This is a genomic window from Belnapia moabensis DSM 16746 (assembly GCF_000745835.1).
GTDB lineage: Bacteria > Pseudomonadota > Alphaproteobacteria > Acetobacterales > Acetobacteraceae > Belnapia > Belnapia moabensis.
In genome coordinates, this window is the sequence record NZ_JQKB01000002.1 from 49,024 (window position 1) to 73,094 (window position 24,071).

Annotated in this window: 23 protein-coding genes; 10 read left to right on the forward strand and 13 right to left on the reverse strand. The window is 71.2% G+C overall.

Annotated features, from left to right (window positions below; translation table 11 throughout):
* Positions 1-202: 202 nt before the first annotated feature.
* On the reverse strand, positions 203-772 hold the full coding sequence (locus EP26_RS01280; RefSeq protein WP_052388659.1) for a tetratricopeptide repeat protein: 570 nt from the start codon (positions 770-772) through the stop codon (positions 203-205).
* Entirely contained in the window at positions 772-1,254 is a 483-nt protein-coding gene (locus EP26_RS01285) for a Fur family transcriptional regulator (RefSeq protein WP_084112261.1), read from the reverse strand. Before EP26_RS01285 ends, EP26_RS01280 begins: the two co-directional genes overlap by 1 nt.
* Before the next feature lie 39 nt (positions 1,255-1,293).
* Between EP26_RS01285 and hisI the strand changes: the two genes are divergently transcribed.
* The 5 genes from hisI to lpxB are packed head-to-tail and all read left to right on the forward strand — an operon-like array spanning position 1,294 to position 5,404.
* Positions 1,294-1,713, forward strand: coding sequence for a phosphoribosyl-AMP cyclohydrolase (gene hisI, locus EP26_RS01290; protein WP_052388660.1), 420 nt, complete (start codon positions 1,294-1,296; stop codon positions 1,711-1,713).
* The gene (locus tag EP26_RS01295; protein WP_043334861.1) at positions 1,710-2,720 is read left to right on the forward strand and encodes a CobW family GTP-binding protein; all 1,011 of its coding nucleotides are present in this window, start codon (positions 1,710-1,712) and stop codon (positions 2,718-2,720) included. The genes hisI and EP26_RS01295 overlap by 4 nt, the downstream gene beginning before the upstream one ends.
* On the forward strand, positions 2,717-3,301 hold the full coding sequence (locus EP26_RS01300; protein ID WP_043334863.1) for a GNAT family N-acetyltransferase: 585 nt from the start codon (positions 2,717-2,719) through the stop codon (positions 3,299-3,301). Before EP26_RS01295 ends, EP26_RS01300 begins: the two co-directional genes overlap by 4 nt.
* Positions 3,298-4,164, forward strand: coding sequence for a carbon-nitrogen hydrolase family protein (locus EP26_RS01305; protein WP_043334866.1), 867 nt, complete (start codon positions 3,298-3,300; stop codon positions 4,162-4,164). Before EP26_RS01300 ends, EP26_RS01305 begins: the two co-directional genes overlap by 4 nt.
* A 52-nt stretch (positions 4,165-4,216) precedes the next feature.
* On the forward strand, positions 4,217-5,404 hold the full coding sequence (lpxB, locus tag EP26_RS01310) for a lipid-A-disaccharide synthase (protein WP_043334868.1): 1,188 nt from the start codon (positions 4,217-4,219) through the stop codon (positions 5,402-5,404).
* 35 nt (positions 5,405-5,439) lie between these two features.
* Here lpxB and EP26_RS01315 read toward each other — a convergent pair whose 3' ends face one another.
* Positions 5,440-6,390, reverse strand: coding sequence for a Gfo/Idh/MocA family protein (locus EP26_RS01315; protein WP_043334869.1), 951 nt, complete (start codon positions 6,388-6,390; stop codon positions 5,440-5,442).
* Positions 6,391-6,433: 43 nt separating this feature from the next.
* A complete protein-coding gene (locus EP26_RS01320; RefSeq protein WP_043334871.1) occupies positions 6,434-9,043 on the reverse strand; it encodes a PAS domain-containing protein in 2,610 nt (869 codons plus the stop codon).
* Positions 9,044-9,333: 290 nt separating this feature from the next.
* Here EP26_RS01320 and secD point away from each other — a divergent pair, with 290 nt between their 5' ends.
* Entirely contained in the window at positions 9,334-11,910 is a 2,577-nt protein-coding gene (gene secD, locus EP26_RS01325; protein ID WP_456303862.1) for a protein translocase subunit SecD, read from the forward strand.
* Positions 11,911-12,239: 329 nt separating this feature from the next.
* Positions 12,240-13,070 (forward strand): EAL domain-containing protein, encoded by an 831-nt coding sequence (locus EP26_RS01330; protein ID WP_169747349.1) that lies wholly within the window; start codon positions 12,240-12,242, stop codon positions 13,068-13,070.
* A gap of 21 nt (positions 13,071-13,091) precedes the next feature.
* Here EP26_RS01330 and EP26_RS01335 read toward each other — a convergent pair whose 3' ends face one another.
* From EP26_RS01335 to EP26_RS01355, 5 genes are all read right to left on the reverse strand, one after another.
* A complete protein-coding gene (locus EP26_RS01335) occupies positions 13,092-14,261 on the reverse strand; it encodes an iron-containing alcohol dehydrogenase (RefSeq protein ID WP_043334877.1) in 1,170 nt (389 codons plus the stop codon).
* A 56-nt stretch (positions 14,262-14,317) separates the two neighbouring features.
* A complete protein-coding gene (locus tag EP26_RS01340; RefSeq protein WP_043334879.1) occupies positions 14,318-14,944 on the reverse strand; it encodes a hypothetical protein in 627 nt (208 codons plus the stop codon).
* The gene (locus EP26_RS01345) at positions 14,944-15,504 is read right to left on the reverse strand and encodes a hypothetical protein (RefSeq protein ID WP_043334881.1); all 561 of its coding nucleotides are present in this window, start codon (positions 15,502-15,504) and stop codon (positions 14,944-14,946) included. The genes EP26_RS01340 and EP26_RS01345 overlap by 1 nt, the downstream gene beginning before the upstream one ends.
* 150 nt (positions 15,505-15,654) lie before the next feature.
* Positions 15,655-16,632 carry a 2-dehydropantoate 2-reductase gene (locus tag EP26_RS01350; protein WP_043334883.1) on the reverse strand — a complete coding sequence of 326 codons (978 nt, stop codon included), beginning with the start codon at positions 16,630-16,632 and terminating at the stop codon, positions 15,655-15,657.
* Entirely contained in the window at positions 16,629-18,146 is a 1,518-nt protein-coding gene (locus EP26_RS01355; protein ID WP_043334885.1) for an acyl--CoA ligase, read from the reverse strand. The genes EP26_RS01350 and EP26_RS01355 overlap by 4 nt, the downstream gene beginning before the upstream one ends.
* A 172-nt stretch (positions 18,147-18,318) precedes the next feature.
* Here EP26_RS01355 and EP26_RS01360 point away from each other — a divergent pair, with 172 nt between their 5' ends.
* Genes EP26_RS01360 through EP26_RS01370 form a run of 3 tightly spaced genes read left to right on the forward strand, consistent with a single transcriptional unit; the run spans position 18,319 to position 21,323 of the window.
* Positions 18,319-19,317, forward strand: a complete 999-nt coding sequence (locus EP26_RS01360) for a Bug family tripartite tricarboxylate transporter substrate binding protein (RefSeq protein WP_043334887.1) — start codon at positions 18,319-18,321, stop codon at positions 19,315-19,317.
* Entirely contained in the window at positions 19,314-19,802 is a 489-nt protein-coding gene (locus EP26_RS01365; protein ID WP_211259345.1) for a tripartite tricarboxylate transporter TctB family protein, read from the forward strand. The genes EP26_RS01360 and EP26_RS01365 overlap by 4 nt, the downstream gene beginning before the upstream one ends.
* Before the next feature lie 3 nt (positions 19,803-19,805).
* Complete coding sequence (locus tag EP26_RS01370; protein ID WP_043334890.1) at positions 19,806-21,323, forward strand: tripartite tricarboxylate transporter permease; 1,518 nt, start codon at positions 19,806-19,808, stop codon at positions 21,321-21,323.
* Here the strand turns inward: EP26_RS01370 and EP26_RS01375 are convergent.
* The 4 genes from EP26_RS01375 to rplM all read right to left on the reverse strand — a co-directional run bounded on the left by EP26_RS01375 (position 21,320) and on the right by rplM (position 23,899).
* A complete protein-coding gene (locus EP26_RS01375; RefSeq protein ID WP_043334892.1) occupies positions 21,320-21,841 on the reverse strand; it encodes a gamma carbonic anhydrase family protein in 522 nt (173 codons plus the stop codon). The genes EP26_RS01370 and EP26_RS01375 overlap by 4 nt on opposite strands.
* Positions 21,842-21,852: 11 nt before the next feature.
* Positions 21,853-22,800: an N-acetyl-gamma-glutamyl-phosphate reductase gene (gene argC, locus EP26_RS01380; RefSeq protein WP_043334894.1), complete on the reverse strand. Its 948-nt coding sequence runs from the start codon at positions 22,798-22,800 to the stop codon at positions 21,853-21,855.
* A 131-nt stretch (positions 22,801-22,931) separates the two neighbouring features.
* Positions 22,932-23,423 carry a 30S ribosomal protein S9 gene (gene rpsI / locus EP26_RS01385; protein WP_043334896.1) on the reverse strand — a complete coding sequence of 164 codons (492 nt, stop codon included), beginning with the start codon at positions 23,421-23,423 and terminating at the stop codon, positions 22,932-22,934.
* 2 nt (positions 23,424-23,425) lie between these two features.
* Positions 23,426-23,899, reverse strand: coding sequence for a 50S ribosomal protein L13 (gene rplM / locus EP26_RS01390; protein ID WP_043334899.1), 474 nt, complete (start codon positions 23,897-23,899; stop codon positions 23,426-23,428).
* Positions 23,900-24,071 lie beyond the last annotated feature (172 nt).

A 24,071-nucleotide genomic window follows, 5' to 3' on the forward strand; every position in this document is an offset into this window, starting at 1 on the left:
GTCAGCCGGGTCAGCGCACCTGGGTCAGCGCCGCCGCCGCGGCCATCAGGCCGACCGCCCAGGGCAGCATGGAGATGAGTTCGTTCATGGTCGGTAATCCCGCACGTCAAGATTGCACGTATGCAATCTAAGGCTGCGGAAGATGACATTCCACTCATCATTCCATCTTGCTGCCATGCAGCAACAGAATGGCACTTCACGCCTATGTGGCCTCGCCCTCGGCCTTCCTCCGCTGCTCGCGCAGCCGCGTCGCGCCGCCCGGCATGCGTGGGTTGATGGTGAGCGCCGCGGTCAGGCTGCGCAGCGCGCCTCTGGCATCGCCCGCCCCGTCCTGGATCGCCGCGAGCGCGAGAAGCGCCGGCCAGTGCCGCGGCTCCAGCCGCAGCACCTCCTGCAGATCACGCGCCGCCGCCGCCCCGTCGCCGGCGGCCAGATAGGCCTGGGCACGGAGGAACCAGGCCTCGGCGAAATCCGGCGCCAGGGTGATGGCGGCATCACAATCCTCCAGCGCCTCGTTCGGCAGCCGGGCTTCGAGGTTGCGGGCGCCGCGGCGCAGCAGCAGCACGACCGAGGGGCTGGCCGCCTGGGTCCAGAGGGCGCGGATGCGCGCCTCCACCAGCGCCGCACCCGTCTCGTCCGGCGCCGTGCGCAGCGCGTCGAAGGCGCGGTCGAGCTCCGCCTTTCGTGCCTCCGGCCCTGGCCGCTGCGGCGCTTGGGCGAAGGCCGGGGCGGGCAGCAGCAGGAGCAGCGCGGGCAGCAGGCGCCGCCGCATCAGCCTGCGGCGTCCCGGCAGGCGGCGCAGAGCCCCTCCGCCTCCACCGTGCTGCGCGTGAGCGCGAAGCCGGCTGCGGCAGCGGCGCGGTGCAGGGCAAGCGCCACGCCCGGGTCGCTGATCTCCATCGTCCCGCCGCAACGGGCGCAGATCAGGAACTGGTGCGGATGGTCATGCGCCGCGCCGCAATCGCAATCGTCAGGGTGTTCCTCCACCTCGGCGCAGCCGATGAAGGCGCCGAGCCGCTCCACCTTGTGGATCAGCCCCTGCTCCACCAGGAAGTCGAGGGCGCGGTAGACGGTCGGCGGGGCGGCGCCGGCGCGGCTGGCCTTCAGCCGGTCGAGCAGCGCATAGGCGCCGACCGGCTGGCCGCTCTCCAGCACCAAACGCAGCACCTGCCGGCGCAGCTCGGTCAGCTGGGCGCCGCGCCGGGCGCAGAGGGAGGCGGCACGGTCGAGGCTCGCCTCCAGGGCGTCGGGCATGGGCTCCTCCATCCGGGCATCCTGCCCTTATATAGGGGAATGAGCAGCCCCCCGAAGACCCACGAGCCGGAGCCCTGCCTCCCCCTGCTGGACTCCATCCGCTTCGACCTGCGCGGCCTCGTCCCCGCCATCGCCCAGCAGCATGATACCGGGGAGGTGCTGATGCTCGCCTGGATGAACCGCGCAGCGGTGGAGGAGACGCTGGCGACCGGCCGCGCCTGCTACTTCTCCCGCTCGCGCAACGCGCTCTGGCGGAAGGGCGAGACCTCGGGCCAGGTGCAGCGGCTGGTCGATATCCGCCTCGACTGCGACGGCGACGCGCTGCTGCTGCTGGTCGACCAGACCGGCGTCGCCTGCCATACCGGGCGGCGGAGCTGCTTCTACCTCGCGCCCCGCGACGGCGTGCTGGCCGAGCTGACCAAGCCCGAGGTCTCGCCGGAGGCGTTGTACGGCGCATGAGCACGATCCCCGTCACGGTGCTGACCGGCTTCCTCGGCGCCGGCAAGACGACGCTGCTCAACCGGCTCCTGCGCGACCCGGCGCTCGCCAACACCGCGGTGCTGGTGAACGAGTTCGGCGAGATCGGCCTCGACCACCTGCTGATCGAGCGGCTCGACGGCGACACCGTGCTGCTCAATGCCGGCTGCCTCTGCTGCACGGTGCGGGGCGACCTGGTGCGGGCGCTGCGCGACCTCATGGGTCGCGACATCCGTCGCGTCATCGTCGAGACCACCGGCCTCGCCGACCCGGCGCCGATCCTGCAGACGCTGATGGCCGATCCCATGCTCCTCGCCCGCTACCGGCTCGACGGCGTGGTCACGCTGGTCGATGCGGTGGCCGGCATGGCGACGCTCGATGCGCAGATGGAAGCGGTGAAGCAGGCCGCCGTCGCCGACCGCATCGTCCTCAGCAAGACCGACCTCGCCGAACCCCAGGCGGTGGCGGCGCTCGAGGCGCGGCTGCGCACCCTCAATCCCGGCGCGCCGCTGCTGCGGGCCGATGCCCCGGCCTCGGCGCTGCTCGATTGCGGGCTCTACGAGGTGGCTGGCAAGCACCCCGATGTGCGGCGCTGGCTGGATGCCGAGGCCTTCGCCGATCCGCATCACCACCATCACCACCACGATGTCAGCCGGCACGACGCCCGCATCCACAGCTTCTGCCTCACCTTCGACGAGCCGCTGCCCTGGGACGGGCTGGCCACCTGGCTCGAGGTGCTGACCATGACGCGGGGCGAGAGCGTGCTGCGCATCAAGGGCATCCTGAACATCGAGGGCGAGGAGCGGCCGGTCGCCATCCATGGCGTGCAAAGCCTCTTCCACCCGCCGCTGATGCTGGAGCGCTGGCCCGATGCGGACCGGCGCTCGCGCCTCGTCTTCATCCTGCGCGACCTCGACCGGGCGGTGGTGGAGAACGGCCTCCGTGCCTTCGCCGAGAGCGCGCGACGGGAGCGCGAGGTCGCGCGATGAGGCTCGAAACCCTGGACGGCGCCGCCGCGCGGGCGGTGCTGCCGGCGCTGGCGCGGCTGCGCATCGCGGTCTTCGCCGAATGGCCCTACCTTTACGATGGCGACGCGGCGCAGGAGGAAGCCTATCTGGCGACCCTGCTTGCCGGGCGTGACGCGGCGATCGTCGTGGCCCGGGAAGGCGAGGAGCCGGTCGGCATGGCGACCTGCCAACCCATGGGCGAATCCTACGCGATGGTGCAGGCCGCCTTCCGCCGACGCGGGCTCGATCCCGCGCGCTTCTGCTATTTCGGCGAGAGCGTTCTGCTGCCCGCCTTCCGCGGCCGGGGGATCGGCCTCGGCTTCTTCGCGGCGCGGGAGGCGCATGCGCGGCGGCTTGGCCTCCAGGCCACGGCCTTCTGCTCTGTGGTGCGCAACGCCAACGACCCGCGGCGGCCGCCCAGCTACATCCCGCTCGACGGGTTCTGGCGGCGGCGCGGCTATGTCCCGCGGCCCGACCTTTCCTGCGTCTTCCATTGGCGCGAGCCTGGCGATGCGGCGGAGACGCCGCATGCGCTCGGCTTCTGGCTGAAGGACTCGCTGTGACCGCCCTCCGGCTCGGCGCCCTGGCCTGGCCCGTCGGGCGGCCGGCGGGGATCGAGGGCTATGCGGCGCGGCTCGACGGCTTCGTCGCCGAGGCCAAGGGACGGGCCGACCTCCTCCTGATGCCCGAATATGCGCCGATGGAGATCGTCGGCGGCGCGGGCGGCGAGGCCGCAGAGCTGCGCGCCATGGTCGAGGCCGCGCCCGCGGTGGTCGAGGCGATGCGCGGCGTCGCGCTGCGGCATGGCGTCTGGCTGGCGCCGGGCAGCCTGCCGATGGCGGTGGGCGACCGGGTGGTGAACCGGGCGCCGCTGATCGCGCCGGACGGGCGGCTCGCCTTCCAGGACAAGCGGATGATGACCCGCTTCGAGGCGGAGCGATGGGGCGTCTCGGCCGGGGCGGGGCCCGTGGTGTTCCCGACGCCCTGGGGGCTGGTCGGGCTCTCCGTCTGCTACGATGCCGAATTCCCCAAGCATGTGCGGGCCCAGGTGGAGGCCGGGGCCTGGCTGGTGCTGGTGCCGGCCTGCACCGACAGCCTCCACGGCTACAACCGGGTGCGCCTCTCGGCCCAGGCGCGGGCGTTGGAGAACCAATGCGTCGTCGCGGTCGCGCCGACGGTGGGGCGGGCGCCCTGGTCGGCGGCGCTCGATGTCAATCATGGGGCGGCCTCGATGCACGGGCCGGTGGACCGCGGTTTCCCCGAGGATGGCGTGCTGGCCGAGGGCGCGATGGATCAGCCCGGCTGGGTCTTCTGTTCGCTCGATCCCGGCGCTGTCGAGCGGGTGCGGCGGGAGGGGGCGGTACTCAATCATCGGGACTGGCCGAAAGGGCCGGTCGACCCCCCTGCCCTGGCCATCTTTGCATGATGCGTAGCCGGTCCACGCCTCCGGGCAAGCCCTCCGTCGATCGGGTGCGAGCATGACCCTCATCTACATGGCGGCCGGCGAGGCCTCGGGCGACATCCTCGGCGCGCGGCTGATCGCGGCGCTCAGGCGGCACCGGCCCGACCTCGAATTCGCCGGCATCGGCGGCGAGCGAATGGCCGAGCACGGCGTCCGAAGCCTGTTCCCCATGCGCGAACTCTCCCTGATGGGGCTGCTGGAGGTGCTGCCCAATCTCCGCCGCCTCGCCCGGCGCATGGCCGAGGCGGAGGCGGATGTGCTCGCCAGGCGGCCGGCCCTGCTCGTCACCATCGATGCACCGGGCTTCACGCTCCGGCTCGGCGGGCGGGTGAAGGCGCGCGGTGTCCCGGTGCTGCATTACGTAGCGCCACAGGTCTGGGCCTGGCGGCCGGGACGGGTGCGGCGGATCGCCGAGGAGGTGGACCGCATCCTCGCGCTGCTGCCCTTCGAGCCGCCCTTCTTCGAGGCGGCCGGCATCCCGGTTCGCTTCGTCGGCCATCCGGTGCTGGAGAGCGGTGCCGATGGCGGGGATGCGGCGCGCTTCCGGGCAGCGCATGGCATCCGGCCGGAGGAGCGGGTGGTCGTCGTCATGCCGGGCAGCCGGCGCTCCGAAGTGCGGCGGCTGCTCGGCACCTTCGGCGAGGCGCTGCGGCTCACGGGGCAGGCCGTGCCGGGGCTGCGGCCGGTGGTGGCCCTGGCCGGGGCGGTCGAGGAGACGGTGCGCGAGGGCTGCGCCGGATGGCCGGCGCAGCCGGTGCTGGTCCGGGAGGTTTCGGACAAATACGATTCCTTCGCCGCGGCGGCAGCGGGACTCATCAAATCGGGCACCTCCAGCCTCGAAGTGGCGGTGGGCGGGGTGCCGCATGTGGTGGGCTATCGGGTCAATCCGATCACCGCCGCGATCGTCCGGCGGCTGATCAAGGTGCCCCATGTCTCGCTGGTGAACCTGCTAGCGGAGCGCGAGGTGGTGCCGGAATACCTCCAGGAACGCTGCACCCCGGCGCTGCTGGCGGAGGGGCTGGTGCGGCTGCTGCGCGAGCCCGAGGCGGCGGCGGCGCAGCGCGAGGGCTTCGCCGAGGCGCTCGGCCGGCTGCGGCCGCCGGAGGGCGCGCCGAGCGAGGCGGCGGCGGCGGCGGTGCTGGAGATGGTCGGAGAAGGCCGGGCTGAGGCGGCTCGAACCGCCTCAAATCCCCTCAAGGTTTGAGGCGCCGACGCGCGTCGGCTCGGTCGCGCAAGACTCTATACAGGAACGCAACGGGAAAGTCCAGTGATGGCGGCCTCGATGCGGAGGGCGGCATCCAGCGCGGCAAGGCCCGCCTCGCCGCTCGCCTCGACCGGGGTGCCCGCCTCGATGCTGGCGAGGAAGGCGGCCTGCTCGGCCTCCAGGCTGTCATGCTCGGTCCAGGTGGCGCGGGTGATGCCCCAGCCGGGCATGGTCTCGACCGGCTCCTCGCCGCCCGGATGCAGGCGCTCGAGGCTGCGGGCCAGGAAGTCCACGCGGGTCTCGCCCTGGGTGCCGAGGATGCGCAGGCGGCGCTCCATCCCGACGCTGACGCGGCTGGCGGTGATGGTGGCCCGCGCCCCGCTCTCGAAGCGGAGATGGGCGACGGCGAAATCCGGGTGGCCCGACATGATCCGGGCACCGCTCGCCCGGACCTCGGCGAGCGGCGAGGCGGCGAGGCTGAGCACCAGGTCGAGGTCGTGGATCATCAGGTCCAGCACCACCGAGACGTCGAGGCTGCGCGGGCGGAAGGGGGCGACGCGCGTCGCCTCGAAGCTCATCGCGCCTGCTTCGGCGCCGCTGGCGCGCAGCGTGCGGATGGCGGCCGAATAGCGCTCGATATGCCCGACCTGCAGCACCAGGCCGGCGGCGCGGGCGGCAGCCAGGATTTCCCTTCCATGCTCCAGCGAGCCAGCGAGCGGCTTCTCGACGAAGAGGTGGCGGCCGGCGGCGATCGCCTGCATCGCCAGCGCATGGTGATGCGCGGTGGGCACGGCGATGACCACGGCGTCGCAGGCGGCGAGCAGCGTCTCGGGCGCGAGCGCCGGGGCGCCCGTCTCCGCGGCGATCTGCGCGGCGCGGGCGGCATCGGCGTCGTAGAGGCCGGCGAGCAGGCCGCGCGCGGCGAGCTTCAGCGCGTGGAAGCGGCCGAAATGGCCGGTGCCGAGGACGCCGATGCGGAGGGGCATGGTCAGCTTCACCCTTGGGGCGTGGAGGGCGGCTTGTAGCAGGTCACCGCGCGCCGATCATCTCGCGGATGCGGTTGGCCAGCGTCTCCATGGCGAAGGGCTTGGTCAGCACATGCATTCCCGGCTCAAGATGGCCATGGCCAATGGCGGCGTTCTCGGCGTAGCCGGTGATGAACAGCACCTTGAGCCCGTCGCGCAGCGCCCGCCCGGCATCGGCGAGCTGGCGGCCGTTCATGCCGCCCGGCAGGCCGACATCGGTGACGAGCAGGTCGATGCGGGCGGTGGAGCGCAGCACGCGGAGGCCGGCGGCGCCGTCCTCGGCCTCGATGGCGGTGTATCCCAGCTCGCCCAGCACATCGGCGACCAGCATGCGCACCGTCGGCTCGTCATCGACGATGAGCACGGTCTCGCCATGCTCGGCACGCGGCGCGATGCTGGAGGCGGCGGCGGGCTCGGCTTCCTCCGTCGGACCGAAATGGCGCGGCAGGTAGATGGTGACGAGCGTCCCCTGCCCCACCTCCGAGTAGATCCGCACCTGGCCGCCCGACTGCCGCGCGAAGCCGTAGATCATGGAAAGACCGAGACCGGTGCCCTGGCCGAGCGGCTTCGTCGTGAAGAAGGGATCGAAGGCCTTGGCGATGATGTCGGGCGGCATGCCGGAGCCGGTGTCGCTGACGCCGATCGCCACATACTGGCCGGGCGGCAGGTCGCGGCTGGCGCCGGCGCGCTCGTCGAGCCAGCGATTGGCCGTCTCGACGGTGATGCGGCCGCCATCGGGCATGGCGTCGCGGGCATTGATGCAGAGGTTGAGGACGGCATTCTCGAGCTGGCTGCGGTCGACCATCACCGGCCAGAGCCCGGCGGCGCCGACCACCTCCACCGTGATGGCGGGGCCGACGGTGCGGCGGACCAGATCCTCCAGCCCCGCGATCAGGCGGTTGGCATCGGTCGGCTTCGGCTCCAGCGTCTGGCGGCGGGAGAAGGCGAGCAGGCGGTGGGTCAGCGCGGCGGCGCGGTCGGCGGCGCCGCGGGCGGCGGTCAGGTAGCGCGGGACGTCGTTCAGCCTTCCCTGGGCGATGCGGGTCTTCATCAATTCCAAACTCCCGGCGATGCCGGCGAGCAGGTTGTTGAAGTCGTGGGCGAGGCCGCCCGTGAGCTGGCCGACCGCCTCCATCTTCTGCGACTGGCGAAGCGCGGCTTCGGCCTCCATCAGCGCGGCGGTGCGGGCGGCGACCTCCGACTCGAGGGAGGCGGCGAGCGACTTCAGGTCCTGCTCGGCCTGGCGCCGGGCGATGGCCATCCGGGTCCGCTCCGCGACGGCACGGACGAAGGCCATCTCCTCCGGGCGCCAGTCGCGGGCGGTGGCGTGGTTGAGGTAGAGCAGCGCGACCAGGCCGTTGCGCTCGGTTACCGGCATGTTAATGACGGCCTGGGCGCTGATCGCCTTCAGCGCCGCGGCGGTGGCGGCGGTGCGCGGGTCGCGCTCGGCATCGGCGAAGACCACGGTCTCGCCGCGCTTCAGGTCCTCGATATAGGTGCCGTAGTCGCGGAAATGCAGCAGGCCGGCGAGGCTGCGGATGCCCGGAGCGTTCCAGTCCCGCTCGATGGCGATGGTCTCGGCGACCGGGTCGACCTGACCATAGCCGGCGCGGCTGACCTCGAGGGTGCGGCCGAGGGTCTCGGCGGCGGCATAGGCAAGCTCGGCGGGATCGTCGAGGCCGCGGAGGCGGTCGTCGAGCTCCAGCAGGGCGCGGTCCCGCGCCTGCTGCTGCTTGCGGGCGGTGATGTCGCGGGAGGTGCCGGCCATGCGGAGCGGGCGGCCCCCGGCGTCGCGGAGGAAGCGGGCGCGCAGCTCGATCCAGCCGGGGCGGCCGTCAGGCCGGCGGACGCGGCATTCGAGGCCGAATTCATGGCCGGTGCGGAGGCCTTCCGCGATGGCCGCCTCGAAGCGCGGGCGGTCGGCGGCATGCAGGGCGGCGCGGAGCACCTCGTAGGTGAAGGGAGCGTCGGAGCCGAGGCCGAAATCGGCCCGGCAGATGGGCGATGCGGTGAGATCGCCACTGTGGAAATCGAGCTCCCAGATGCCGAGGCGTCCGGCCTCGGTGGCGAAGCGGAGCCGGGCCTCGCTCTCCTCCAGTGAACGGAGACGCTCGTTGAGCTCGGCCAGCAGCGCGGCATTGTGGCTCCGCAGGCCGGCCATGCGCTCGCGCTCGGTCGTGACGTCGAGCTGGCTGGCGAAGAAGTAGGTCAGCTCGCCGGCGGCGTCGCGGACCGGTGCGATCAGCAGCCGGTTCCAGAAGGCAGAGCCGTCCTTGCGGCGGTTGCGGATGTCGATCTCGATCGGCTCGCGCGCCTCGACGGCGTCGTGGATGGCGCGGACGGTGGCCGGGTCGCTCTCCGGCCCCTGGAGGAAGCGGCAGTTCCGGCCGAGAATCTCCTCGCGCGCATAGCCGGTGAGGCGGGTGAAGGCGTCGTTGGCGAAGATGACGGGATTGTCGGGCAGGCGCGGATTGGTGACGATCATCGGCATGCGCGTGGCGCGCACGGCGGAGACGAAGGGGTCCGTGCTCCTGTCGAGCCCGAGCACTTCCGCGCCGATGCGGGCCTCCTCGGCCGCCAGCTCGGAGGGGGTGCTGCCTGGGGTATCGGACATGGCTCGGGCGTCGGCCTTTCGGTCGGCTTTCAGGAGGAAGGGGACGGGGCGGCAGGTGGCGCGGTCAGGGCGAAGCGCAACCCCTGGGCGGGGGCGATGGGCTGGGTTCTGGCCTGGTCATGGCGCCTTCCGTGTCGGATCGGGGTGCGTATGTTACGGCGGTGAACACCCATGGAAGGTCAGGGTTGCATCGCTGCCCGGGCATCGTCACATTCCGGCGCGAATGCCAGGCCGGGATGGCGCCCGGCGCCGAAAGTTCCCTTATTTCCGATGAGTAGCACCCGATCATGATGTTCTTCGCGCGCTGGAAGACCCTGTCCATCCTGGCGGTCTGCCTGCTCGGAGTGCTGCTCTGCACCCCGAACCTCTTCCCCAAGGCCTCGCTGCCCTCCTGGGCGCGGCAGTTCTCGCTCGGCCTCGACCTGCGCGGCGGCTCCTACCTGCTGCTCGAGGTCGATATGGACGCGGTGGTGAAGGAGCGGCTGGAAAGTCTGGCCGATGCGGTGCGCGGCCGGCTGCGGGCGGCCAATATCGGCTATGTCAACCTTGCCGCCGAGCCGGCGCAGCGGCGCGTCTCGCTGCGCGTGCGCGACACGGGCCAAGCGCAGGCGGCGATGGCGGTGCTGCGCGAGCAGGCGAACCAGATCCCGACCAGCCTCGGCAACACGGTCCCCGACATCGACGTGGCCGCGACACCGGACGGGCTGGTGACCGCGACGCTGAGCGAGGCGGGCCTGCGCGCCAAGGCGACGGCGGCGGTCGAGCAGTCGATCGAGATCGTCAGGCGCCGCATCGACGAGACGGGCGTCTCCGAGGCGCTGATCGCGCGGCAGGGCCAGGCACGCATCCTGGTGCAGCTGCCAGGCGTCGAGGATCCGAACCGGATCAAGCAGCTGCTCGGCCAGACGGCGCGGATGACCTTCCACCTGCTCGACGAGACGGCCAACCCGGCCTCGCCGACGCCGCCGCCGGGCGTGCAGTTCCTCGACGGCGAGGCGCGGCCGGGGCAGCCGGCGCAGCGCTACGCGGTGCGCCGGCGCGTCGAGGTGGACGGCGCCAACCTCACCGATGCCCGCGCGGGCCAGGACAACCGAACCGGCGAGTGGGTGGTCAACTTCGTCTTCGACTCCACCGGGACGCGACGCTTCGCGGATGTGACGCGGGCGAATGTCGGGCGGCCCTTCGCCATCGTGCTCGACAACAAGGTGATCACGGCGCCGAACATCCGCGAGGCGATCACCGGCGGCCGCGGGCAGATCAGCGGCAGTTTCAGCGCGGCGAGTGCCAACGAGCTCGCCGTGCTGCTGCGGGCGGGCGCGCTGCCGGCGCCGCTGACGGTGGTGGAGGAGCGGACGGTCGGGCCCGAGCTCGGGGCGGATGCGATCCGCGCCGGCATGCTTGCGCTGGCGGCCGGCGCGCTCTTCGTCTTCCTCTACATGGGCTTCGCCTACGGGCTGTTCGGCTGGTTCGCCAACCTGGGGCTGCTGGTGAACATCGTCTTCCTGCTCGCCGCGCTCTCGGTGATGGAGGCGACGCTGACCCTGCCGGGCATCGCCGGCATCGTGCTGACGCTCGGCACCGCGCTCGACGCCAACATCCTCATCAACGAGCGCATCCGCGAGGAGGTGAAGAACGGGCGGCCGCCCTTGAGCGCGCTGGAGGCCGGCTTCACCAAGGCCTCCGGCACGATCATGGACAGCAACCTGACGAACCTCATCGCCATGGCCTGCCTCTACGGCTTCGGCAGCGGGCCGGTGAAGGGCTTCGCGGTGACCGTCGCCATCGGCACCATCGTCCAGATGTGGACGGCGACGACGCTGGTGCGGCTGATGGTCAGCATCTGGTACCGCTGGACCCGGCCGAAATCCCTGCCGGTGCTGGAGGATGGGCGCGGCCTGCGGGAGCGGCTGGCGCGGCCGCTCTTCCGCATCATCCCCGACGTGACGCACATCCCCTTCATGAAGGGGGCGCGGGTCGGGCTGATGGTCTCGGCCATCCTCTCCACCGCGTCGCTCATCGGCGCCTTCTATCCGGGGCTGGAGAAGGGCATCGACTTCAAGGGCGGCATCGTCATGGAGGTGCGGACGCCGGGGCCGGCCGACCTCGCGGCATTGCGCACGAAGGTCTCCGGCCTCGATCTCGGCGATGTCGGGCTCCAGCAATTCGGCGATGCCGAGACGGTGCTGCTGCGCCTGCCCGTGCAGGCGGATGAGGGCGGCACGCAGGCGGCCGTCAACAAGGTGCGCGAGGGGGTGGAGCAGGTGGCGCCCGGGGCGCGCATCCTCCGCGTCGAGGCGGTGGGCAACCGCGTCTCAGACGAGCTGTTCCTCGGCGGGATGATCGCGCTCGGGATCAGCCTGCTGGCGATGCTGATCTACATCTGGTTCCGCTTCGAATGGCAGTTCGCCATCGCGGCCATCATCACGCTGGTCCTCGATACGACGAAGACCGTCGGCTTCATGGTGCTGTTCGGGGTGGAGTTCAACCTGACCACCGTGGCGGCGATCCTCACCGTCATCGGCTTCTCGGCGAACGACAAGGTCGTGGTGTTCGACCGGATGCGGGAGAACCTGCGGAAGTACAAGCAGATGCCGCTGCGGCAGCTGGTCGACCAGTCGATCAACGAGACGTTGAACCGCTCGCTCGGCACCTCGATGACGCTGCTGCTCTCGGCGCTGCCGCTGGCCTTCTTCGGCGGCGACACGCTGGCGGGCTTCGCCTGGGTGATGCTGTTCGGCATCGTGGTGAGCGCGTCCTCCTCGGTCTTCATCGCCGCGCCGATCGTGCTCTACACCGGCAAGGACCGGCTGCGCCGCGGCACGGATGCGCCCGCGGTGGGACCGAAGCAGGCGCCCGCGGGGGTCTGACCCGAGGGCTCAGGGCTTTCCCCTCCGGGACACGACCTCGAGGGGAGCCCGGCGGCGGGATGGGGTTCAGGCCGGACGAGTTTAAGGCGTCTTCATCGATCTTGGTGAGAGGCAGAGCCGACGCGGCGTCCCGGGAGCGCGGGCGCAGCTTTCCTCGGCGTTGGCCGTTACAGCCCTGCGGCCGGCGACCGCAGGGCGGTCCCTGCAGGGACAAAGACATGCAGGCTCATTCGCCGATTCGTAAAAAAATGGAAAATGCCCATGGCGCGGCCCGCTTGCTCCAATTATTGTGGCATCGCTACAGTCGGAAAGACATCCGGGCAATGACGATGGCTGCCGGGTCAGCGATGCCACGGCTGGCCGCCCGTCCCGAGTTCGTGCCGCTGCCGGGGTTCCAGGAGGATGCGGCGGATCTGGCAGACGGCCTCCACAACGGCGAGGTTTCCGTGCATTACCAGCCGGTCGTGCGCCTGGCCGACCGGCGCCCGGTCATGGTAGAGGCCCTGGCGCGCTGGCACCGGCCGCCGCGGCTGATCTCACCCGATCGCTTCGTCCCGCTCGCCGAAAGCTGCGGCCTGGTGCGGACCCTGTCCATGGTGGTGACGGCGCGGGCCGCGGCGGAGGTCGCCCCGCTCTGGCAGCGGCTGCGGCTGACCGTCTCGGTCAACCTGCCGCTCGGGCAGTTGCTGCTGCCGGACCTGCCGGCCTGGCTGCACCGGGCGCTGCGGGCGGGCGGGTTGCAGCCGGGCCAGGTGGCGCTGGAGCTGACCGAGACGACGCCGGTGCGCGACCGCTCCGCCCTGCGGCGGGCGCTGCTGCGGCTGCGCGGCGCGGGGCACCGGGTGCTGCTCGACGACATCATCCTGCATGACGACCGGAGCTGGCTGTTCGGCCTGCCCTTCGGCGCCTTCAAGCTCGACCGCTCGCTGGTGGAGCGCCTGCCGGCGGATGGGCATGCGCGCCGCGAGGTGCGGCGCCTGGTGCGGATGGCCGATGCCTCCGGCCAGCAGGTGATCGCCGAGGCGGTGTCCGACCAGCGGCTATGGCAGGTCGTGCGCGGCCTCGGCGTCCACCATGCGCAGGGCTATTTGGTCAGCCGGCCGCTCCCGGCCGATGCGCTGGCGCGGTGGCATGGTCGGTGGCGAGGCACGGGGCATTAGCCTGCCCCTCCCCTTCCGCGGTCAGGCATAGACCCGGCGATAGAGGTCGACGATCTCCGCCTCGCTCGGCACCCGCGGGTTGTTGGCCGGGCTGCCGGAGGCGAGGGCCTGCTTCGCCATCAGCGGCAGCAACCCTTCCCACCGGTTGCCGCCGATGCCGTAATCCTTCGGCGTCGGCACGCCAAGCTCCTGATTGAGGGCGCGCAGCTCCTCCAGCAGCCTGGAGGCTGCGGCCTCGTCGCTGTCCTCACGGGTGGCGACGCCCATGGCCCGCGCCGCCTCGGCATAGCGCGGCAGGGCGTCGTTCAGGCCGAATTCCGTCACCGCCGGCAGCAGCATCGCGTTGGAGAGGCCGTGCGGCACATGGAAATGGGCGCCGATTGGCCGGCTCATGCCATGCACCAGCGCGACCGAGGAGTTGGAGAAGGCGAGGCCGGCCTGCATGGCGCCGAGCATCATCGCCTCGCGCGCTGCGGCATTCTTCGGCTGGTGGTAGGCGGGGCGGAGATGCCGGCCGATGAGCTGCATGGCGGAGAGCGCCAGGCTGTCGGCATGCGGGTTGGCGCGCTTCGAGACATAGGCCTCCAGCGCATGGGTCAGGCTGTCGATGCCGGTATCGGCAGTGGTGCGGGGCGGGACGCTGAAGGTCAGCTCGTAATCGACGATGGCGGCGAGCGGCAGGGCGCCGAGGCCGGCGATCAGCATCTTCTCGTCGGTCTCGGTGTCGGTGATGACGGTGAAGCGCGTCGCCTCCGAGCCAGTGCCGGCCGTCGTCGGGATGCAGATGATGGGGACAAGGCCGCGATCCGCCTGGGCGGGCACCTTGAAGTCGCGCATCTTCGCCCCGGCGGGCGCGGCGGCGAGGATGGCCATGGCCTTCGCCGTGTCCATCGGGCTGCCGCCGCCGAAGCCGATCAGGCAGTCGAATTCTCCACCCCGCAGCAGGGCGGCGCCGGCCTCGATGACGGTGTCGGTCGGGTCGGGGACGGTTTCGCTGAACACCTCCAGGCGGAGGCCGGCGGCGCGCAGCGGGGCGAGGAGCGCGCGCTCGATGGTGCCGGAGGAGACCATCCATGGGTCGGTGACGACGAGCGGGCGGGAGAGGCCGAAGAGGCCGAGCACCTCGGCGGCCTGGGCGACGCTGCCGCCGCCGATGCGCATCAGGCGCGGCGAGACGATGGTGGCGGTCATGGCTGGGCTCCTCCCCCGGAATTGGCGCGGAGGATAGGCGGGGCCGCGAGGCGGGGCTAGTAGCCCACGCCGCTGCCGCCGAGGCCGAAGGTGGTGATGTTGACGCCGCTGGTCTCCGCCTGGCGGGTGCCGTTCCAGCCGCTTTCGGCGTCGAGCTGCGCGATCTGCTGGGCCAGCAGTGCGGTCGCGTTGGACGCCTGGGGCAGTGGGCCCAGATCGCCGAGGCGGGCGACCGAGCGCTCGCCGCCGGGGCGGAAGAGCGGCGCGGGCAGCGCGCGGGCGGCGGCCGCCCGGTCATTGGCGCGAAGGGCGCGGGCGGCGGCGAGCAGTCCGTCGATCACCGGCCGGGGCGGCGCCGACTCCTGCACGCCGAGGGCGTCGCGCAGCTCGGTGCGGGCCAGCTCCATCTGGCGGCGGATGGCCTCGGGGATGGGGGCGAAGCGCGGGTCGGTCGCCAAGGCGTCGGTCGCGTATTCGAGCCGGGCGGCCGCCATCGCCGCGGCAACCGGCTGGCCGGAGAGGCCACGGCCGCGATCGGCGAAGGCCTGGGCCGCGCCGCCGATCGCGGCCCGCGCCGGGTCCGAGGCGCTGGCGGCAAGGTCCATTGGCGGCGTCGGCGGGCGCTGCCGCATCTCCGCGCAACCGGCGGCGGCGAGCAGCAGCAGCAGGCCGGCCCGGCGCATCAGAGGCGCAGGCTCGAGCTGGAGTCGCGCTGGCGGATGGCATCCGTCGCGGTGACGGCGGCGGAGTTGGTCAGCGGCAGGCTGGGCAGCGCCGCGAGGCGGGTCAGCGTCGCCTGCCCGCCCTGCGGGAAGACCGGGCTGCTGAGGGCGGCGGCCGGGTCGCCCTGCTGCGAGCTGAGCGCCCGAGCGGCGGCGTAGAGGCTGTCGATGACGGGCTGGGCCTCCGCATCCGGGGCGATGCCGAGGGCGGCGCGCCATTCGGCGCGGGCGGCCGTCATCTGCCCGATGATGCTGGGCGAGACGCTGGTGAGACGCGGGTTGGTCGGCATCTCGACCGCCAGCCATTCCATCTGCGCCACGGCGCGGGCGGCCTGGGCAGGGCGGCCGGCGAGCAGCGCCGGGCTGGAGAAGGCGACGGAGGTATTGGCGACGGCGCTGCGCAGCGGATCGCCGGCGCCGATCACCGCATCGGCGGGCAGGCTGGCGGTCTCCGGCGGCGGCGGCAGGGTGCAGGCGCCGAGGGCAAGCAGGGCGGCGAGCGGCAGGGCGGTGCGGATCATCAAGCGTATCCCCCAAGCTGGGCGGTCGAGGCCCGGCGCCATCGCCGGCGCCCTACCTCGCGGTCGTGTCGCCGCCGGGACGGACTATGGACCGGCGGCGGCGGCGGCACAATCGCGGCGCGACGACGGCGCCGCACCCCAAGCTTCGGCTCAGTAGCAGCCGGCGAGGCGCGCCCGCGTCCGCAGCAGGGCGAGTACGGTGCGGCAGGTGGGCGCCGGGCGATCGACCAGTTCCGACAACTCGACGATGACGCCGAGCAGCGCGTCGATCTCCATCGGCCGGCCGCGCTCCAGGTCTTGCAGCATGGAGGTCTTGTGCGCGCCGACCCCGGCGCCGCCGGCGATGCGCTTGTCGACATCGATGGCGAAGCGGGTGCCGAGCGCCTCGGCGATGGCCTGCGCTTCCAGCATCATGGCGCGGCAGACGGCGCGCAGCTCGCCCTCGCCGGTGATGACGTCGAGCGTCGCGCCGGTCAGCGCGGAGAGCGGGTTGAAGGCGAGGTTGCCCCAGAGCTTCACCCAGATCTCGTCGCGGATCTTCGGCCGCACCGGCGCCTTGAAGCCGGCCGCGACCAGGGCAGCGGACAAGGCCCCTGCCCGCTCGGAGCGGCTGCCATCCGGCTCGCCGAGCGAGAAGCGGTCACCATAGGTGTGGTTGACGACGCCCGGCTCCGGCACGTCGGCCGCCGGGTAGATGATGCAGCCGAGGACGCGGGAGGGGTGCAGCGCCTCCCACAGCGCGCCGTCGGGATCGACGCTCTGGACGCGGCGGTCTTCATAGGGGCCGGGCAGCTTGTAGAAGTACCACCAGGGGATGCCGTTGACGGCGGAGACGATGGTGGTCTGCGGCCCAAGCAGCGGTTGCATCGACTGCGCGACGCCAGGCAGCGAATGCGCCTTCAGCGTGATCAGCACGTAGTCCTGCGGCCCCGCCTCCTCGGCGGTCGCGACGCAGCGCGGGCGGGTGACGCTCTCCTGCCCGTCGCTGATCAGCTTGAGGCCGTTCGCCTGCATGGCCGCGAGATGCGGCCCACGGGCGATGACCGTCACTTCGGTCTCGCCCTTGGCGGCGAGCTTCGCCGCCATCAGCCCGCCGATGGCGCCCGCGCCGTAGATGCAGATCTTCATGCCGTGATCCCAAGCTTTTCGGCGAGGCCGATGCGCATCAGCTTGCCCGTCGCGCCCTTCGGGATCTCGGGGAGGAAGACGACCTTGCGCGGCACCTTGAAGTCGGCGAGGTGCTTGGCCGCGAAGTCGCGCAGCTCGCGCTCGCTGCACTCCATGCCCTCGCGCAATACGACGGCGGCGCCGACCTCTTCGCCCAGCATCGGATGCGGGATGGAGAAGGTGAGCGCCTGGGCGACGGCCGGATGCTCGGAGAGGATGCCGTCCACCTCGAGCGGCGAGACCTGTTCGCCGCCGCGCTTGATGAGCTCCTTCAGCCGCCCCGTGAGCATCAGGTAGCCGTCCTCGTCGAGCATCCCCTGGTCGCCGGTGCGGAACCAGCCATTGGTGAAGGCCTTGGCGTTGGCTTCCGGGTTGGCCTCGTAGCCCTTGGTGACGTTGGGGCCGCGGATGACGACCTCGCCGATCTCGCCCTGCGGCAGGATGGTGCCGTCATCGGCCATGATGGCGACCTCGGGCCCCGCCGGCAGGCCGACGAGGCCGGGCTTCTGCGGCCGCGGCGGCAGCGGGTTGCTGCACATCTGGTGGCTGGCTTCGGTCATGCCATAGGCCTCGATGACCGGCGCGTTGAAGGCGGTGGCGAGGTCCCGCATCGCCTGCGCCGGGAGCGAGGCGGAGGAGGAGCGGAGGAAGCGCAGCGGCGCGCGGGCGATGATCTCCCTGTTGCGCTCGGCGCGCTGCAGGATCGCCTGGTGCATGGTCGGCACCGCCGTATACCAGGTCGGGCGCTCGGCATCGAGCCAGCCGAAGAAGCGCAGCGCGTTGAAGCCCGGTGTGCAGATCACCGAAGCACCGGCGGCAAGCGAGGAGAGCGTCGCAGCGATCAGCCCGTGGATGTGGAAGAGCGGCATGACGTTGAGGCAGGCATCCGCCGGCGTCAGCTCCAGCGTCGCCGCGATGCTGCCGGCTGAGGCGGTGACGTTGGTATGCGTCAGCGGCACGATCTTCGGCCGCGCGGTGGTGCCGGAGGTGTGCAGCACCAGCGCCACGTCATCGGCCGCGGCGGGGCCGGGCTGGGCGGCGGTCGCGGCGCTGCCGCCGGCCAGTGTGAACTCGCCCGCCGCCTCGCCGGGGACGAGTTCCAGCACCGGGACGGAGAGGCGGGCGGCCACCGCACGGGCAGGCGTCTCCATCCCCTGCTGCACGACCAGCGCCTTGGCCTTGAGGTCGGTCAGGTAGAACTCGAATTCCTCGTCCTTGTAGGCGGGGTTCAACGGCGCGGTCGTGGCGGCGCCGGCGATGGTGACGAAGGCGGCGGCCATCTCGGGCCCGTTCGGCAGCACGATCGCCACGCGGTCGCCGCGGCCGATGCCCATGGCGTTGAGGCTGGCGAGCGTCCGCTCCGAGAGGGCGCGGAGGCCGGCATAGCTCAGCGGCGGGCGCTCCGGGGCGCGGATGGCGGGCCGGTCGGCGGCCCCGGCCGCGAGCAGTTCGGCGAGGGTGCTGATGGCGGGCATGGGGGTGCTTCCTCCGGCGTCTTCGGCCTTTCTCTGCATCAGCGGCGGGCGGCGAGCAAGTGGGGCCGTGGCGGCGCTTTACACGCTTTTCGTTGATTTACCTCAATTTCCGCCGCAACCCGGGGGTCCAGACGCGGTTCCAGGACCGCAACGCATTGCCGGAGAAACGAGAATGCCACCTGCTGGATGCTCCCGCCGTTCGCTGCTGATCGGGGCCGGTGCGGCCGCCCTCGCCTCTCCCGCCATTGCCCAAAAGGGCTGGGAGCCGACGCGGCCGGTACAGTTCATCGTCCCGGCCGGCACCGGCGGCGGCGCCGACCAGATGGCGCGGGTCATCCAGGGCATCGTCTCCAAGCACAAGCTGATGCGCCAGCCGATGGTCGTGGTGAACAAGGCCGGCGGCGCTGGGGCGGAGGGCTTTCTCGAAGCGAAGGGCGCGCGGGGCAACCCGCACATGATCGTCATCACCCTCTCCAACCTCTTCACCACGCCGATGGCGACGGGCGTGCCCTTCTCCTGGCAGGACCTGACGCCGGTCGCCATGCTGGCGCTCGACGAGTTCGTGCTCTGGGTCAATGCCGAGTCGCCCTGGAAGACGGCCGCGGAGTTCGTCGAGGCGGCGAAGCGGGAGCGCCTGAAGCTCGGCGGGACAGGGTCGAAGCAGGAGGACCAGATCATCGCCGTCGCCATCGGCAAGGCGACGGGCGCGCAGCTCACCTACGTGCCCTATCGCGGCGGCGGCGAGGTCGCGGTGCAGCTTGTCGGCAAGCATGTCGAGGCCACCGTCAACAACCCGATCGAGGCTGTGACGCATTGGCGCTCCGGCGCGCTCCGTCCGCTCTGCGTCTTCGACAGCCAGCGGCTCTCGGGGACGGAGAAGATGACGGAGACCATGGCCTGGTCCGACATCCCGACCGCGAAGGAAGCCGGGCTCGATGTCGAGTACCTGATGCTCCGCGGCATCTTCATGCCGGCCGGCGTGCAGCCGGCGCAGGTCGCCTTCTACGAAAATCTTCTCGAGAAGGTGCGCGAGACGCCGGACTGGCGCGAGCTGATGCAGCAGGGCGCCTTCAACACGACGAGCATGACGGGCGATGCCTTCCGTGCCTGGCTGACCAAGGAGGAGGCGCGGCACCGGACGCTGATGCAGGAAGCGGGGTTCCTGGCGTGAGCGCCGAACGCGGCTTGCGCATGAGCATGGTGGAGGCCGGCACCGCACTGGCCTTCGCGCTGGCCGGGATGGCGGCGATCGGCGACAGCCTCCGGCTCGGCACGGGCTGGGGGGATGACGGGCCGAAATCCGGCACCTTCCCCTTCTGGATCGGCCTCATCCTCGTCGCGGCGAGCGCGGGGACGCTGGCGCAGGCGGTGCGCGCGCGGTCAGGGAGCGGGCTCTTCGCCAGCTGGGAGCAGCTGCGGCTCGTCGCCTCCGTGCTGGTGCCGACGGCGCTCTATGTCGCGGCGATTCCCTTCACCGGCATCTACCTCGCCTCCGCCGCGCTGGTCGCCTGGTTCATGCACCGGCTGGGCGGCTTCGGCTGGGCGCGGTCGGCGGCGGCGGGCCTCGCCGTCGCCGTCACCTGCTTCCTCGTCTTCGAGATCTGGTTCCTGGTGCAGCTCCCCAAGGGGCCGCTTGAAACCTCGCTGGGGTATTGAGAGATGGAAGAACTCGGCCTGCTGATGCAGGGCTTCGCCGTGGTAATGGAGCCGCAGAACCTGCTGCTGATGCTGGTGGGCATCGCGCTCGGCGTGCTGATTGGCGTGCTGCCGGGGCTCGGCGGTGCGAACGGCATAGCCATCCTGCTGCCGCTGACCTTCGCCATGCCGCCGGTCTCGGCGATCATCATGCTCTCCTGCATCTATTGGGGCGCGCTGTTCGGCGGGGCCATCACCTCGATCCTGTTCAACATCCCCGGCGAGCCATGGTCGGTCGCCACCACCTTCGACGGCTATCCAATGGCGCAGCAGGGCAAGGCCGCCGAGGCGCTGACGGCCGCCTTCACCAGCAGCTTCGTCGGCGCCTTCGTCGCCATCGTCATGATCACCTTCATCGCGCCGGTGATCGCGGGCTTCGCGCTACGCTTCGGGCCGCCTGAGTTCTTCGCGGTGATGTTCCTCTCCTTCGCCAGCTTCATCGGCATGAGCAAGGGGCCGGCGCTGAAGACCGTCTGCGCCATGATGCTCGGCTTCCTGCTCGCGGCCGTCGGCATGGACACCGTCACCGGCCAGCTGCGCATGACCTTCGGCAGCACGGAGATGATCCGCGGCTTCGACTTCCTCGTCGCCGTCATCGGCCTCTTCGGCATCAGCGAGATCCTCTGCTCCATCGAAGACGGGCTGCGCTTCAAGGGCGAGCGGGCGAAGATCGACGCCAAGGTCGTGCTGAAGGTCTGGGCCACCCTGCCGAGGCACTGGTGGCTGGCGCTGCGCTCCTCGCTGATCGGCTGCTGGATGGGCATCACCCCGGCCGGCGCGACTCCCGCGAGCTTCATGTCCTATGGCGTGGCGCGGCGGATGTCGAAGAACGGCGCGAGCTTCGGCAAGGGGCGGATCGAGGGCGTCATCGCCCCGGAGACGGCGGCGCATGCGGCCGGCACCTCGGCCTTGCTGCCGATGCTGACGCTCGGCGTGCCGGGCTCGCCGACGGCCGCCGTGCTGCTCGGCGGGCTGATCATGTGGGGGCTGCAGCCGGGGCCGATGCTTTTCGTCGAGCAGAAGGACTTCGTCTGGGGCCTGATCGCCTCGATGTATCTCGGCAATGTCGTCGGGCTGATCGTGGTGCTGGTGGCGGTGCCGTGGTTCGCTGCGATCCTTCGCGTGCCCTTCTCGATCATCGCGGCGATCATCCTCGTTGTCTGCGCGATCGGGGCCTTCACCGTCAGCAATGCCGAGTTCGACATCACGCTGATGCTGCTCTTCGGCATCATCGGCTACGTGCTGAAGAAGCTCGACTACCCGCTGGCGCCGCTGGTCCTCGCCCTGGTGCTGGGCGACCGGGCGGAGGAGGCCTTCCGCCAGTCGCTGCTGATCAGCCAGGGGAGCCTCGGCGTGTTCTTCTCCAACTGGCTGGTGAGCGGCATCATGGCGATGGGCTTCGCCCTGCTGCTCTGGCCGGCGATCACCTGGGTGCTGGGGCGCCTGCCGGGCCGCCGCATCCGCGGCCCGGCGACGGCCTAGCCGAGCGAGGCGCGGTGCCGGGCGGAGAGTTCCACATAGTGGGGCGCCGTCCGGTCGAAGCCGGCCCGCTGCTCGAGGGTGAGCAGGCGTACCGGCTTCGCCGGGTTGCCCATCCAGAGCTCGAGCGAGGCGATGCGCTTGCCAGGCGGCAGGACGGAGCCGGCGGCGAGCACGCCGCCCTCCTCGATCACCGCATCGTCCAGCACCGTCGCCCCCATGCCGACGAAGGCACGGTTCATCAGCGTGCAGGCATGGATGATGGCGGCATGGCCGACCGTCACGTCATCGCCGATATTGGTCGCCTGCTTGCCCGCATTGACGTGGATGATGGTGCCGTCCTGGATATTGGAGCCGGCGCCGATGCGGATGTAGTTGGTGTCGCCACGCAGGACGCAGTGATACCAGATGTTCGAGCGCGGCCCGATGGTGACGTCGCCGATGACGGCGGCGGTGGGTGCGACCCAGGCCTCCGGATCGACCTGCGGCAGCTTGCCCTCGAAGGGGTAGAGCGGTCCCATTCCTGTCCTCCCTATTCGGCCGCCGCCGGCAGCCGCGTCTCGACCGCGATGCCGAGCATCAGGCCGATATTCTGCACCGCCGCGCCGGATGCGCCCTTGCCGAGATTGTCGAAGCGCGCGGTGAGCACGGCTTGGCCCAGGGCCTCGTTGCCGTGGACGCGCAACTCCAGCAGATTGGTATTGTTGAGCGCCTGCGGCTCCAGCTTCGGCGTCGCCGGTACGACACGCACATACTCGCTGCCGGCATAGCGCGCGGCGAGCAGCGCCTCGATATCGGCCGGCTTCGGCCGGCCCGGCAGGGTGTCGAGGTGGAGCGGGATGCTGTCGATCATCCCCTGGCGGTAATCGGCGACGGAGGGGATGAAGATCGGGCGGCGCGTCAGGGCGCTGTAGTGCTGCAGCTCGGCGACATGCTTGTGGGTGAGGCCGAGGCCGTAGAGCTCGAAATCGGGCGCGCGGCGAGCCTCGTAATCGGCGATCATGGCATTGCCGCCGCCGGAATAGCCGGACACGGCGTTGATGCAGACAGGGTAATCGGGCGGCAGCAGCCCGGCATCGACCAGCGGGCGGAGCAGCAGGATGGCGCCCGTCGGGTAGCAACCGGGGTTGGCGACGCGCGGCGCGGCGGCGATCAGCGCAGGTTGGTCCGGCGTCAGCTCCGGCAGGCCATAGGCCCAGTCGGGGTTGACCCGGTGGGCGGTGCTGGCGTCGAGCAGCCGCGGGGCGTCGGCGCCGAGCGAGGCGGCGAGCGCCGTGCTCTCCTTCGCGGCGTCGTCGGGCAGGCAGAGCACGACGAGGTCGACCTCGGCCATCAGGGCGCGGCGGGCCTCCGGGTCCTTGCGGCGGGCGGGGTCGATGGAGCGGACCTCGATGCCGGGCAGGATCGCCAGCCGCTCGCGGATTTGCAGGCCGGTGGTGCCGGCCTCGCCATCGATGAACACCGTCGGGGTCTTCGCCATCGTCCTGGCCCTCTCAGCCTCGGGGACAGTGCCGCCCAATGCGGCCCAAAAAGCAAGAGGGGCGGACCCGCGCGGGCCCGCCCCTCCTCGTATGACAGCCATGTGGCTGGCGCCGACCGGCGCCCGCCCGGTCAGCGCTTGCTGAACTGGAAGGAACGTCGTGCCTTCGCCTTGCCGTACTTCTTCCGCTCGACGACGCGCGGGTCGCGGGTCAGGAAGCCGGCCTTCTTCAGGATCGGCCGCAGCTCCGGCTCGAAATTCGTCAGCGCGCGGCTGATGCCGTGGCGCACTGCGCCGGCCTGGCCGGAGAGGCCGCCGCCGACCACGGTCGCGATCACGTCGAACTGCTGGTAGCGGTCAGCCACCAGGAAGGGCTGAGAGAGCAGCATCCGCAGCACCGGCCGGGCGAAATAGGTCACCACGGGCTTACCGTTGACGGTCATCTCGCCCTTGCCGGGCTTCACCCAGACGCGGGCCACGGCGTCCTTGCGGCGGCCGGTGGCGTAGGCGCGGCCGAAGGCGTCGCGCTTCGGCTCGCGGGGGGCCGGGGCCTCGCCGGTGATGGCACCGGACTGCACCAGGCTCTTCAGATCGGCGAGCGTGCCGGTCGTCTGCTCGCTCATGCTCAGAGCACCTTGTTCTTGCGGTTCATGGCGGCAATGTCGAGCGCCACCGGCTGCTGGCCGGCATGCGGATGCTCAGGGCCGGCATAGACGTGGAGGTTTTCCATCTGGCGGCGGCCGAGCGGCCCGCGGGTGATCATCCGCTCCACGGCCTTCTCGATCACGCGCTCGGGGTACTTGCCCTCGAGGCGCTCACGGACCGTGCGCTCCTTGATGCCGCCCGGGAAGCCGGTGTGCCAGTAGAAGATCTTCTGCTCGGCCTTCTGGCCGGTGACGCGCACCTTCTCCGCGTTGACGACGACGACATGGTCGCCGCAATCGACATGCGGTGTGAATTGCGGCTTGTGCTTACCGCGGAGGCGATTGGCGACGATGGTGGCGAGGCGGCCGAGGACGAGGTCCTGCGCATCGACCACCACCCAAGCCTTCTTGACCTCGGCCGGCTTCAGCGAGCGCGTCTGGGTCTGGAGTTGCATGGGAATGGGCTTTGTCCGGTCTGAAAGAGGCGCGGGTTATGCCGTCCGACCGGCCGGAGGTCAAGGGTAAAGCTCGGGTTTTAGGGCGCGGTATCCGATTACCGCATCAAATCGGCAGGTTGCCAGCCACCCTGGCGGAGGGCAGGCTCGGCGCAACGATACGGGAGCGGCG

Coding starts and splice junctions, on each gene's coding strand:
- EP26_RS01300 (WP_043334863.1), top strand. CDS start 2,717: ATGAGGCTCGAAACCCTGGACGGCGCCGCCGCGCGGGCGGTGCTGCCG.
- EP26_RS01375 (WP_043334892.1), bottom strand. CDS start 21,841: ATGGGACCGCTCTACCCCTTCGAGGGCAAGCTGCCGCAGGTCGATCCG.
- hisI (WP_052388660.1), top strand. CDS start 1,294: ATGAGCAGCCCCCCGAAGACCCACGAGCCGGAGCCCTGCCTCCCCCTG.
- lpxB (WP_043334868.1), top strand. CDS start 4,217: ATGACCCTCATCTACATGGCGGCCGGCGAGGCCTCGGGCGACATCCTC.
- EP26_RS01280 (WP_052388659.1), bottom strand. CDS start 772: ATGCGGCGGCGCCTGCTGCCCGCGCTGCTCCTGCTGCTGCCCGCCCCG.
- EP26_RS01355 (WP_043334885.1), bottom strand. CDS start 18,146: ATGCCCGCCATCAGCACCCTCGCCGAACTGCTCGCGGCCGGGGCCGCC.
- EP26_RS01335 (WP_043334877.1), bottom strand. CDS start 14,261: ATGACCGCCACCATCGTCTCGCCGCGCCTGATGCGCATCGGCGGCGGC.
- rplM (WP_043334899.1), bottom strand. CDS start 23,899: ATGCAACTCCAGACCCAGACGCGCTCGCTGAAGCCGGCCGAGGTCAAG.
- rpsI (WP_043334896.1), bottom strand. CDS start 23,423: ATGAGCGAGCAGACGACCGGCACGCTCGCCGATCTGAAGAGCCTGGTG.
- EP26_RS01360 (WP_043334887.1), top strand. CDS start 18,319: ATGCCACCTGCTGGATGCTCCCGCCGTTCGCTGCTGATCGGGGCCGGT.
- EP26_RS01340 (WP_043334879.1), bottom strand. CDS start 14,944: ATGCGCCGGGCCGGCCTGCTGCTGCTGCTCGCCGCCGCCGGTTGCGCG.
- secD (WP_456303862.1), top strand. CDS start 9,334: ATGTTCTTCGCGCGCTGGAAGACCCTGTCCATCCTGGCGGTCTGCCTG.
- EP26_RS01320 (WP_043334871.1), bottom strand. CDS start 9,043: ATGTCCGATACCCCAGGCAGCACCCCCTCCGAGCTGGCGGCCGAGGAG.
- EP26_RS01330 (WP_169747349.1), top strand. CDS start 12,240: ATGGCTGCCGGGTCAGCGATGCCACGGCTGGCCGCCCGTCCCGAGTTC.
- EP26_RS01345 (WP_043334881.1), bottom strand. CDS start 15,504: ATGATCCGCACCGCCCTGCCGCTCGCCGCCCTGCTTGCCCTCGGCGCC.
- EP26_RS01350 (WP_043334883.1), bottom strand. CDS start 16,632: ATGAAGATCTGCATCTACGGCGCGGGCGCCATCGGCGGGCTGATGGCG.
- EP26_RS01315 (WP_043334869.1), bottom strand. CDS start 6,390: ATGCCCCTCCGCATCGGCGTCCTCGGCACCGGCCATTTCGGCCGCTTC.
- EP26_RS01285 (WP_084112261.1), bottom strand. CDS start 1,254: ATGCCCGACGCCCTGGAGGCGAGCCTCGACCGTGCCGCCTCCCTCTGC.
- EP26_RS01370 (WP_043334890.1), top strand. CDS start 19,806: ATGGAAGAACTCGGCCTGCTGATGCAGGGCTTCGCCGTGGTAATGGAG.
- EP26_RS01295 (WP_043334861.1), top strand. CDS start 1,710: ATGAGCACGATCCCCGTCACGGTGCTGACCGGCTTCCTCGGCGCCGGC.
- argC (WP_043334894.1), bottom strand. CDS start 22,800: ATGGCGAAGACCCCGACGGTGTTCATCGATGGCGAGGCCGGCACCACC.